The sequence below is a fragment of the Microbacterium sp. NPDC019599 genome, from assembly GCF_040632175.1.
Classification (GTDB): Bacteria; Actinomycetota; Actinomycetes; order Actinomycetales; family Microbacteriaceae; genus Microbacterium.
In genome coordinates this window covers 385,779-397,671 of sequence record NZ_JBEYBL010000003.1, presented here as the reverse complement: position 1 = coordinate 397,671, position 11,893 = coordinate 385,779, and the positions used below count along the sequence as shown (strand labels likewise).

At 74.1% G+C, this 11,893-nt stretch carries 7 protein-coding genes; all 7 read right to left on the bottom strand.

The genetic code is table 11. The features are described from left to right. Positions 1–9: 9 nt before the first annotated feature. Positions 10–306 carry a WXG100 family type VII secretion target gene (locus ABZ477_RS08435; protein ID WP_360130820.1) on the bottom strand — a complete coding sequence of 99 codons (297 nt, stop codon included), beginning with the start codon at positions 304–306 and terminating at the stop codon, positions 10–12. Positions 307–404: 98 nt separating this feature from the next. Continuing rightward, positions 405–4,910, bottom strand: coding sequence for an FtsK/SpoIIIE domain-containing protein (locus ABZ477_RS08430; RefSeq protein ID WP_360130817.1), 4,506 nt, complete (start codon positions 4,908–4,910; stop codon positions 405–407). 9 nt (positions 4,911–4,919) lie between these two features. Then, a complete protein-coding gene (locus ABZ477_RS08425) occupies positions 4,920–5,510 on the bottom strand; it encodes a hypothetical protein (protein ID WP_360130814.1) in 591 nt (196 codons plus the stop codon). Beyond that, positions 5,507–7,018 carry a DUF5684 domain-containing protein gene (locus tag ABZ477_RS08420; protein ID WP_360130811.1) on the bottom strand — a complete coding sequence of 504 codons (1,512 nt, stop codon included), beginning with the start codon at positions 7,016–7,018 and terminating at the stop codon, positions 5,507–5,509. Before ABZ477_RS08420 ends, ABZ477_RS08425 begins: the two co-directional genes overlap by 4 nt. Next, complete coding sequence (locus tag ABZ477_RS08415; protein ID WP_360130808.1) at positions 7,015–9,534, bottom strand: transglutaminase domain-containing protein; 2,520 nt, start codon at positions 9,532–9,534, stop codon at positions 7,015–7,017. The genes ABZ477_RS08420 and ABZ477_RS08415 overlap by 4 nt, the downstream gene beginning before the upstream one ends. Beyond that, complete coding sequence (locus ABZ477_RS08410; protein ID WP_360130805.1) at positions 9,531–10,898, bottom strand: DUF58 domain-containing protein; 1,368 nt, start codon at positions 10,896–10,898, stop codon at positions 9,531–9,533. Before ABZ477_RS08410 ends, ABZ477_RS08415 begins: the two co-directional genes overlap by 4 nt. After that, positions 10,895–11,860 (bottom strand): MoxR family ATPase, encoded by a 966-nt coding sequence (locus ABZ477_RS08405; RefSeq protein WP_360130802.1) that lies wholly within the window; start codon positions 11,858–11,860, stop codon positions 10,895–10,897. The genes ABZ477_RS08410 and ABZ477_RS08405 overlap by 4 nt, the downstream gene beginning before the upstream one ends. Positions 11,861–11,893: the final 33 nt, after the last annotated feature.

Sequence of the window (11,893 nt, the reverse complement as noted above, 5' to 3'; positions counted from 1 at the left end):
CGGCGGCCGTCAGGAGCGGATGGCGCTGGCGAGCTGCGTGTCGGTGTCGCTCAGCGCGTCTGCGGCGGCGTTGAGGAAGTCCGACAGGCCCTGCAGGCCGCCGATCGTCTGCGTGGCGCCGGTGGTGAACTGCGTGTACGACTCGTGGAACGCGCCGGACGCGGCATCCGTGACGAATCCGCTCGAGACGAGGTCGCCGATGAGGCGCTGCAGCTCGTTGAGCTTGTCCTCGAGGGCGCCCTTGCCCGTGATGAGCTGGGCGGCGGCGGACTTCATGTCGCCGTAGGTCACGTTGATGTTGGTCACGTCGATCCTCTCGTCGGTGAGTGCGGGGGCCGGTCCAGGCTAACAACGGCTGAAGCGTGCTCCGAACCATCCACAGTCCCCCGTTCGGGGGACATGCGTCAGCGGTCGAGCTCCACGAGGGCCCGCTCGGCCAGCGCCACCTGGACCCGCCGGGTCCTGCCGCCGGTGACGATGACGCCCCGCCCCTCCGGGAAGTCCGCGCGCCGGGCGCGACCGAGCGCCGTCTTGAGGATGACCTCGCCGTCGGTCTGGTCCGGCTGCAGGAGCAGGCCGCGCCGGGCGTTCTTGAACTCGCCGAACAGCGGCCATGACGACACCCAGGAGGACGACTCCGCCTCGGCGACGACGAAATGCTCCTCGCGCTTGAACTGCCGGACCATGTCGACGAGCGGGGCGTCAGCCGGCGTCTGAAGGTAGTCCCCGAGCGACTCGATGATCACGACGCAGCGCAGGTCCGACGCCGGGTCGGACGCGACGTCGCGCAGCAGCCGAGCCAGCTCGGCCGCCTCCTCCGGCGTCCCGGCGGATGCCGTCAGACGCGGATCGGACGCGAGCGCCGAGCGGCGCGGGCCGATGAAGTACACGGCGTGCCCGGGAAGCGCCAGCGCGCGCTCCGCGATGACGGCGAGGGTGTTGGAGCGGCCGCTGCCGGGAGGGCCCGCGACGACGAACGCGCCGGACGCGGCGATGCCGACGGGCTCGAGCGTGTCCTCCGCGAGCCCCAGGACGATCTCGCCGTCGCGCAGCTCGGGAAGCGCGGCGAGCGGGACGAGGGCCGGAAGGGACGGGATGCCGGGCGCCTCCGGCGCGCCCGCCGCTCGAAGCCGCGCGGCGAGGGCCGACAGGGCCGCGGCCTGTTCGCCGGCGTCGGGCGATCCGCCCAGGATCGCGAGCTGCGTCTCGCGCCCGCCGATGAGGGCGCGGCCCGCGGGCGAGTCCTCGGTCAGGACGTCCACGGGCGCGTCCAGCGCGGCGTAGCCCGTGTCGTCGGCGAGCCTCAGGACGACGCGGCGCGGGATGCCGGCCGCGACGCCGCTCGGGATCGAGGCGAGGCGGTCGCTCGTGAGCGCGACGTGCACGCCGAGCGGGCGCCCCACGGCGACGATGTCCTGGAAGACGCGGTACCACTCGCTCCGGCCCGTGGGGATCTCCCACCCTTCACGGAAGGCGGGGAAGTTGTCCACCAGCAGCAGGATGCGCGCCTCCCGGTCGTGGCCCGGCGTCCGCCGGTACTCGGCGAGGGTCGTCGCGCGCGCGTCCGCGTACACACGCGACCGGCGGTCCAGCTCGGCGCGCAGCATCCGGAACAGCCGCACGATGCGCTCGTCGTCCTCGCCGGTGATGACGGCGCCGACGCCCGGCAGCTCGTCGAGGGCGCGGAGCGCGCCGGATCCGAAGTCGAGGCCGTAGACGTCGACGTGCGAGTCCTCGGCCAGCGCCGCGGCGGCCGCGATCGTGCGCAGGACGACGGACTTGCCCGAGCCGCCCGTGCCGAACACGGCGACGTGGCCGTCGGTGTCGGGCTGGAAGGCGGCGACCTCCTGAGCCTGCCGCTCCGGAAGGTCGCTCACGCCGAGCGGGAGCCGTTCGTCGGTGCGCGAACGCAGCTCCCCGAGCGCGATGGCGGAAGGCAGCTCGTCGAGCCACGGGCGGCGCGGGGACGGGATGCGGGCCTGGCGCGCCGCGTCGATGACGGTCGCGACGATGCGCTTCTGGTCGGTGGGTCCGAGGTCGCGCTCTTCGGGCGCGGAGTCGTCGCCGGGCGCCGACCACGCGGCGCCGACGCCGAACGGCATGTCGGCGACGTCGACGCGAGGCGTCTCGACGGCCCCGCTGGACCAGCCGCCCGCGTAGCCGGACTGGAAGCGCTCCAGCCGGCCGGGGCCCGTCTTCGCGATCGCGCGGCCCGGCACGCCGGGATCGAAGTGCGCGGCGTCCTTCACCCCGATGACGTCGTGCGAGTCCGCCTCGTCGGCGACGCGCAGCGCGATGCGGAGGTTCGTGTTGGCGCGCAGGTTGTCGCGGATGACGCCCGCCGGGCGCTGCGTCGCCATGATCAGGTGGATGCCGAGCGAGCGGCCGCGCTGGGCGATGTCCACGACGCCGTCGACGAACTCGGGGACCTCGCCCACGAGGGCTGCGAACTCGTCGATGATGAGGACGAGCGCGGGAGGAGCATCCGGATCCCCCCGCTTCTCGAGCTCGAGGAGGTCCTTGGCGCCCTTGCGGTGCAGGAGGGCCTCGCGGTGGTGCAGCTCGGCGCGCAGGCTCGTGAGGGCGCGGCGCACGAGGTGCGGCGTGAGGTCGGTCACCAGGCCGACGGAGTGCGGCAGCGTCACGCAGTCGGCGAAGGCCGAGCCGCCCTTGTAATCGACGAAGAGGAAGGTGAGACGGTCCGGCCCGTACTCCGCGGCCATCCCGAGCACCCAGGCCTGCAGGAACTCGCTCTTGCCCGAGCCCGTCGTCCCGCCGACGAGCGCGTGCGGCCCCTGCGCGCGCAGGTCGAGGTGCATGATCCCCGACGCGCCCTGGCCGATCGTGGCCCGGAGCCTCCCGGCACGGCGGCGCGCGGGCGCCTGCTCGCCGCGCGAGCGGTCGGTGATCGAGTCGTTCGCGCGCCAGCGCTCCAGCACGGCGAGCGGCTCGGACAGCAGCGCAGGGTCGAGGAGGCTCGCCAGCGCGACGCTCGTCGGGAGGTCCGACACGTCGTCGACGGGGACGTTGGCGTCCACGACGCGGCTGAGGTTGCGGGCGAATCCGGCGGCCGCCTGCGCGCTCACGCGGTCGGCGAGGGGCGCCTCGACCTCCTCGCCGAGCCGGACGAGGCCGATGCGGATCGTCTCACCGTGCGCCTCGGCGAAAGCGCGGCAGACGGCGGGCAGCTGCGCGCCCGTCTCGGCGATCCAGACGGGGTAGACGCCGACGTCGGCGCCGCGCTCGCTGAGGGCGACGAGCCGCGCGCGGTCGCGTGCAGCGCGCTCCGAGATGACGACGAGGACAGCGGGCAGGGGGATGCCGGCACCCGGCGCATCCCCCTGGGCGGTGCCGACATGGGCACCGGCGGACAGCGCCGACCGCTCGAGGCCCATCGCGCCCCGCGCCTCCTCGCGGCGACGGGTGAGGGCCTGCTCGCGCTCGGTGATGAGCGCGTCCAGCTCGTTCGTGAGCGCGAGGACGGCGGGCTCGGTCGCGGCGAGGTGGTTCCCCGGGAGCGGGCTGTGCGGCGACGACGTGTGCGGGAGCCACTTCAGCCAGTCGAGCCTGCCCGCCCACTCCGGGGTGAGCGCCGCCGCGACGACGAGCTCGGCGGGCGAGTGCAGGCCGGTCAGCTGCACGATGACGGAGCACGCGACCTCGAGCGCGGCATCCGGATCGCCCGCGATGCCGACGGCGCCCGACTCGGCGAGCTCGACGGCGACGGGGACGCCCTCGACCAGGCGGTGCTGCGCGACGACCTCGTCGAGCCGCTCCTGGAACTCGAAGACGAGGTCGCCGCGCTGGTCCTCGTCCACCGTGCTGCGGCTCGGCATCGAGGCGGTGCCCAGGCGCAGCGACAGGAAGCTCCAGTGCTCGGGCCGCCGCGTCCACAGGAGCGGCCCGAGGTTCGCGGCGGCCGCGAGCACGTCGGCCGACGACGGCAGCTCGGCGATGCGCGCGCCCTGCTCGCGCTCCTTCTCGGCTTCCAGCCGCGCCGCGAGCTCGTCCAGGCCGACGTCGAAGCGCGTGATCTGGCGCTGCAGCTTGCGCTTGTCGCGCCGGCGGGTGGAGATCCAGCTGCCGACGAGCATGACGGGCGTCATCGCGATGAACAGGAGCGTGATGGGGCGCTGCGTCAGCGCGAACATCGCGAGCCCCAGGAGGATGGGCGCGATCATGGCGAGCAGCGGGAAGGGCTGGTCGTCGGCTTCGCGCGGCACCTCGGGCACGGAGAAGGTCCGGCCGTTGTAGCGCTCCTCGACGCGGGGCGAGCGGTTGAACTCCACGGGGCCGATGTGGTCCTCGCGCGTGGCCGCCTCGTGCGTCTCGACCTCGACGAGCAGCTCCGTTCCTCCCGCGAGGACGACGAGGCTGCCCGGCACCCGCACGCGGGAGACGAGCTCTCCGTCGACCTCGACGCCGTTGGCCGAGCCGAGGTCGACGATCTCGACCGTCTGGCCGACGTCGATGCGCAGATGCCGCTTGGACAGGTACGGGTCGGCGAGCGCCACTTCGCACGAGGGGTCGCGCCCCACGAGGTGCGATCCGCGACCGAGGGGGATCGAGCGGCCGGTCTGCGGCCCGCTGAGCACCGTCACGACGGCCGTCGAGCCGGCGTGCAGCGAGGGGAGGACGTGCGCGGCATCCGCCTCGTCGACGAGCGCGACCGACAGCCCCGACGCGAGCCACTCCTCGCCGATGACGGCGTCGGGCGGCAGGAGGCGCCACTGCGGATTCATGGGCGATGCGGTCTGCAGCGTGTAGCGCCGCTGCGGGTCGTAGGTGCGACGCGGGTCGGCGGCCGCGACGCGCGCGGCGACGTCGCTCACGGTCGCCGTCGGCTCGGCCGTGACGACGACGTCCTGCGCGGATCCGTCGGGACGGTAGAGGCTCAGCTTGACGTGCACGGGGTCCTCTCAGCCGGTGACGGCGGTGAGTGCGATGAGGGCCGCGACGACGGCGGCGACGAGAACGGATGCCGCGACCAGCGCGATGACCGCGCGACGCCGCGCGCGGCGACGCGCGGCGGCGTCGACGCCGGCGGTGTCGACCGGCGTCTGCGGCGATGTGGGCTCCGGTGCGGAGCGGGCGATCCTCGCGGGATCGGCGGACCGGGGGCCGTACGACGGCAGCGGCTCCTCGGGCGAGCGGGCGATGCGGCCGATCGAGGAGGGGACGTCGGCGGCGCTCGTCGCGGCGAGGGGTCCGCTCACATCGCGGGATGCGCGGCGGCGGGACTCGCGGCGCGCGACCATCGTGGACCCGTCGTCGGGATCCTCGGCGGTGGGGTCCGCGGACGTGCGGCGCGGTCCGGGCTCTGCTGAGGCGTCGCCCGCCTCGGAGGGCTGCGTCTGGGCTCCGCCGTCGCCGCCCCGCCTGCGGGCGACGTGGGTCGCGTCGTCGGGAGCAGCGGTGCGCGAGATGCGCACGGTGCGGTCGTCGAGCTCGTCGTCCGGGTCGGCGTCGTCGGGCGTCCCGGCCGAGGGATCGTGACCGGGATCGCTCACGAGTCGCTCCGGCTGAGCGACACCTCCGCGTCGCCCAGGAGGAACTTCTCCCCCGCTTCCGTCGCCTCGCCCGGCTCCGCCGCGATCTCGGTGCCCATGAGCGTCGCGAACAGGACGCCGTTGGTCGAGTCGAGGTCGGTGATGAACCAGCGGTCGTCGCGCAGCTCGAGGCGCGCGTGCGTCTTCGAGATCGTGCGCGTGTCGTCGTCGAGCGAGACGAGCTGAGCGTCGGGGAACTCCGGATCGCGCACCGGCCGGCGGCCGACGATGACCGTCTCGGAGGTCAGCGGGATGCGTGTCCCGGTCGGCCCGACGAGGGTCCAGGCGGTGCGCTTGCGGCGCGCCACGATGGTCTCTTCGAGCTCGTCCTCCTCGGGGATGTGCGGCCGCGGGTGGAGGGCGGAGACCGACGTGCGGGCCGAGCGCGGGCCTCCGGCAGCCGGTGCGCCCGCGATCGCCGAGACGGGCCCGGAGCTCTCGGGGAACGCCTCGCCCTCGGTGGGCACCGGCGACGGTGCGGGCGCCCACGGCTCGCGCGCGACGCCGGGATCGGCGGCGGACGGCACGCGGGTGACCGGCGGTGCGACGTCGGCGACCGGCTCAGGAGTCTCGTCGAGGCGGCGGGCGCTCATGGGCGCCGCCGAGACGGGGGCGGGAGCGCCCGAGATCGCACCGGTCACCTCGCTCGTCGCCGAGCCCGGTGCGATGTCGAAGTTCCAGGGCTCGTCGGCATCGTCGGCGTCGTCGGCCGCGTCGTCCTCGAACGGCTCGACGGGCGCGCTCGAGCGGCGGACGAACATCGGCATGGGCGGGGTGTCGGCCGCCGCGGATGCGGGCGGCACCTCGTCGACGGGAGCCTCGGGGCGCGACGGCGCGCCCGCCTCGGGCCGGGGCTCGGCATCCGTGCTCGTCCATTGCGGCACCGACACGGGAGCCGGGGGCGCGGCGGCGACGGGGGCGTCGGCGGGGCGTGGGGGCAGCGGCGGCGGGGTCCAGCCCGCAGAGGGCGCGGCTGCGGGCCTGCCGTACGCGGGCGGCGGCGCGATCGGCGCGTAGGCCGTCACGGCGTCGGCGGGCTCGGGACCGTCGGATGCCGGGGCTTCGGGCTGCGGCGAGCGCAGCGGTCCGTGCGAGCCGCTCGTCTCGCGTCCGACCCACCGCTCGGGGCCGAAGCCCACGATGCTCGCCCACACGGGGAAGAGGAACCAGGCGAGGACCGTCATCCCGCCGCCGTAGCCGAACGAGAGGTTGACCCGGTGCGCCGCGACGATGAGGGCGATCCAGCCGGCGATGGGCACGATGAACAGCAGGACGAGCCAGCCGGACAGGCCACCGAGGCGGAGGAGCACGACGATGTTGAGGAACGGCACCCAGCCCTTCCACGCGGGCTCCCCGCTCTTGCGGAAGACCGCGCCGAGGGCGATCGCGGTCCAGACGTAGACGAGCAGCGCCGCCAGCAGGGACGTCGTCACGATGGCGACGGTGTTCCACAGGTCGAGGTTGGTCATGGCGATGTGTGCGCGCGCTGAGCGGTGCGGCGCTTCTCCCTTTCAGCGGTACTCTCCCGACGTCCGGCCGCAGGGGCGAGGTGTCGGACGAACGATCTCAACGATACGGTTGCGCGCAGGCGCCGCCATACGCCGCCCTCGCGCGCCAGCAGGCGCCGCTCGGCGTCCACGATGCGCCAGAACTCGGCGGCGTCGTCGACGGTCGTCGTCGAGCCCGAGAACACGGCGCGGTCCGCCGCCTGGGCCAGCAGCATCCCGGATGCCGTCGCGTACTCGGTCGCGAGCTCGCCGCGCGTGTGCGAGCGCGGCGCACCGCGCCCGGCGTCCACGGCGGCGTCGACGTACTCGTCCCATCCGCCCGCGATGCGCGATGCGGGCTGCCCCTTCCTCCGGCGTGCGCGCCGCCGCACGCTCTTGGCGATCGCGATCACCAGGAGCGGACCGAACGCGAGCAGCAGGATGGCGGTCACGATGCCGCCCGTGCGCAGGATCGGCCAGAGCCACGCGAGGTCGAGCCCGGCTGCGGGGGCCTCGGAGTCGTCGGCCCCCGAGTCCTCCTGCACGGGGTCGGGCGGAAGCACCTCCTCGACCGAGTCGGGCCGCACCTCCGTGACGTTCTCGGGGTCGCGCTGCTCGGTGACGTCGAGGCTCGGCGACATCTCGTGCTGCGGCGTGACGTCGACCGGGATCCAGCGGCCCGCGGCATCCTGCACCTCGGTCCAGGCCGCGATGTCCTGCGCGCGGCACAGGCCGTTCTCGCACACGGGAAGCGCGGGCTCGGGCGAGGTCAGCCGGGCTCCGACGACGACGCGCGAGGGGAACCCGAGCTCCTCCGCGATGAGGGCGACCGCGACGGCGAACTGCTCGTCGTCGCCGATGGCCGCGACGTAGTTCTGGGCCGCCTCGGCACGCGGGTCCGTCTCGCGCTCGAGGAGCCGGGAGAAGAGCGTGCCGATCCGCGCGAGCGAATGCCCGGAGGCGCTCGGCTGGAACGTGTAGCCCGGCAGCTCCTCCGTCCACACGGAGGCCTCGGTGAGACCGTGGCTGAGGTACCCGCGCTCGCGCAGCAGCCGGACGAGCTCCTCGAGCGCCGCGCCGCCGGATCCCGTGCGGTGGGTCTCGACCCACGTCGTGAGGCTCTCCGGCGCCTTGACGGCATGCTCGGCGCCGCCCGGCGCCTCGACGTCGGCGAGTGTCGGCACGGCGGGCTCGACGGCATCCAGCACATACGAGTCGCCCGCTTGGACGCCGTCCCCCGCCGTCTGGACGCCCGCTTCCGCGGCCGCGCTGTAGTAGAAGCCGTCCGCAAGGCTCGAGGCGCGGGAGCCTGCGAAGTCGACGGAGGCGAGGCGGCCGACGGTGGGCATCCAGATGCCCTGCAGGCCGTCGATCGCGATCCGGGTCTGGGTGGGCTCGCCCTCGCCCGCTTCGAGGGACGCAGGGACGCGGACGAAGTGCGCCTGGTCCGCGGACTCGCCGCCGCCGGCGCGGAACACCTCGCCGTCGTAGCTGTCGAGCGTCGCGAGCCGGATGCGCGAGGGCGCGCCGACCTCGGGTGTGACGGAGAAGAGCACCTCATCGGCCTGCTCCTCGCCGAAGAGCGACCGGTACGAGGAGAGCGGGCTCGCCGCCGCCGCGACGGCGAGCTCGGGACCGACGGCCGAGCGCAGGACGGTGCGCTCCGCTCCCTTCGCGGCGAACGGCACGACGGCCGCCGCGACCACGACCGCCACCGCGAGCATTCCGGCACCCAGCGCCGTGCGCCGCCGGTCGGCGCTCGACGACCGGCGCGACATGCGCACGCCGCTCGACGACGCGGCGCGCTGCAGCGCCCGGACGCGGGCGGCGCGGGTGCGCCAGGCGAGCCACAGGATCGTCGTCACGAGAGCCGCGATCCCGATCGCGGTCTCGACCGGGGCGAAGAGCGTGAAGGGGCCGATGGAGATCGGATCGCTCGTCGACGGGCTGCCGAAGAAGAGGCCGAACGACACCATCGCGAGGCCCAGGGGTGCGGCCGCCGTCGCGATCGGCTTGTCGCGCCAGGACAGCGCGAGGGTCGCGCATGTGCCCACGAGGAAGACGACGAGCGCGGGCACGAGGAGATTGCGGTACGTCCCGACGGGGAGATCGACTGTGACGAGGTCCTTCCACCCGAAGACGACCCCGGAGCCGAGATCGAGGAAGCCGCGGAGCAGGCCGGGCGGCGCGCCGAGCCGAGAGGGCACGGCGAGCGGGATGCCGAAGAGCAGGAAGGCGACCGCGAGCGCGGCCGTCGTCATCCAGCCGCCCCAGTGCCGCATGTGCGCGAGGACCGCGATGCCGGCCGCGACGATCGTCGAGACGCCGACGAGGAGCAGGAACCAGGGCGAGCGGTACACGGGCCACGCGGCGACGGCGGCGATCCCGACGATGGCAGCCGTGAACAGCGTCCCCGCGATGACGCGACGTCGCGAAGACGCGCGCCGGATCCGCGCGGCCTCGTCCCGCCCGCTGGAGAGGTCCATGCCGCTGATCACGTCGTCGCTCCGCGCAGGAGGAGCCCGGAGAGGTCGTCGAGCGTGCCCACGGTCAGGACGGTCAGGCCCGCGAGCGACTGCATGCGCGGGTGGGCGCGCTCGTCGCAGATGACCGCCATGACGGCGGTGTCGGCCGGGAAGCCGAGCGCGGCCTGACGCAGGCGCGTGAGCGAGACCCGCGACCCCGTGACGACGACGGCGATCGAGAGGCGGTCGTTCGCCTCGGCGGCCAGGCGGCACACGTCCTCGATGGGCATCGTGTTCTCGAGGCGGTCGATGCCGCTGAACCCGTCGAGCATGACGCGCGGCGAGACGGCGGGGATGTGCTGCACGGCCCGCAGGCGCCCTCGCACGACGCGCGGCACCTCCGACCCGACGACGATGTCGAGGTCCCGCGCATCCCGGACCGCCCGCAGCCCGACGGACGCGGCGCTGCTGACGGCGAGCTCGAACTCGTCGGCGTCGGCGTACTCCGCCTCGGCGATCGCGAGGACGACCGCCATGCGCGAGCGGCGCGACTCCTCGTACTGCCGGACCATGAGCCGGCCCGTCTTCGCCGTCGACTTCCAGTGGATCTGGCGCTGGGAGTCCCCCGGCGCGTACTCGCGGATCGCGTGGAACGACATGTCGGCGTCGACGAGGCGGCGCGTCGGGTTGCCCTCCAGGTCGCGGATGAGGCCGGCGCTCGTCGAGGGCACGTCCGTCGTACGCGGGTGGACGTAGAGCTCGTGCACCTCCTCGAAGGAGTGCTCGCGCCGCAGGAGGCCGAGCGGATCGCTGCGGACGGTCGTGGCCGGTCCGACCGTCACGATGCCCCGCGGCAGATCCGGGATCTCCAGCGGCTGCGCGATCATGTGCCCCGGACGCAGGAGCGGGACGCCGAACTCGACGAGGCCCGCGCCGACCGGGATGTCGATGCGCCCGGGCAGCGCCGTGCGGTGCCCGTGGTTGCGGACGACGATCTCGCCCGCGACGCTCTGGCCTGCCACGATCCGCTCGTGCGCGAGCGTCAGATCGACGTCGTACGAGCGGGCGCCGAACAGGAACGGCACGGTCATGAGGAGCAGGAGCACCGAGATGGCCCCGGCCACCATCCACTCGACCCAGCCGAAGGCGATTCCCAGGATGAGCCCCGCCGACGCCGCGAGCGCGACGACGACACCGGCCGGACGGACGGTCCGCGCGGCCCAGTCGGAGGCCGCCCTGACACCCGAGCCCACCGCGCGCGAGGCGCCCGTCGCCCACACGGCGGCGCGCACGAGTGTGCGCCCTCGCGTGACGGGCGCGACGGTGCGCGTCGCCTCACCCGTCCCCGTGCCGGTGGAGGCGACGGAGCGGGTGATGCGGGACTCGGTGAGACTCATACGACCTCTCGGCGCGTCGGCGGCGCGACGTCCAGCAGCACCTGGCCGACGACGGCCTCCTGCGTGACGCCATCGAACTCCGCCTCCGGGTGGAGGATCAGCCGGTGCGAGAGCACCGGCACGGCGAGCGCCTTGACGTCGTCGGGCGTCGCGTACGAGCGGCCCTGCGATGCGGCGCGCGTCCGCGTCGCGCGGGTCAGGGCGAGGGCGCCGCGGATGCTGACCCCCAGCCGCACCTCGTCGGCCGAGCGCGTGCTGTCCACGAGCCGCGCGACATAGTCGAGCACGAGCGCGTCGACGTAGACCTCCTGCGCGAGGTCGGCCATGCCGACGAGAGCCTGCGGCGTGATGATCGGCGCGAGCTCCTGCGTCGCGACGGCGGCTCCGTCCAGGATGCGGACGGTCGAGGCGTGGTCCGGGTAGCCGAGGGAGGCGCGCATCATGAAGCGGTCGAGCTGCGCCTCCGGGAGGCGATACGTGCCGGCCTGCTCGACCGGGTTCTGGGTCGCGAGGACCAGGAAGGGGACGCCCACCTGCCGCGTGACGCCGTCGATCGTGACGCTGCCCTCCTCCATGACCTCCAGGAGCGCGGACTGCGTCTTCGGGCTCGCGCGGTTGATCTCGTCGGCGAGGACGATGTTGGCGAAGACGGGCCCCGCGTGGAACTCGAAGCGGCCCTCCTTCTGGTCGTACACCGTGATGCCCGTGATGTCGCCGGGGAGGAGGTCGGGGGTGAACTGGATGCGCGTGTTGGTGCCCTGCACCGACTGCGCGAGAGCGCGCGCGAGCGACGTCTTACCCGTGCCCGGGACGTCCTCGAGGAGCACGTGCCCGTCGCTGAGCATCGCCGTCAGGACGAGCTCGACGACATGCCGCTTGCCGAGGATCGCGCGCTCGACGTTGTCGGAGATCTGCGCGAACGTCTTGGCGAACCAGGTCGCCTGTTCGGGGGTCAGGGTCATCGTGCGGTGTCCTTCGGGGGGTGGTGGGGGGAG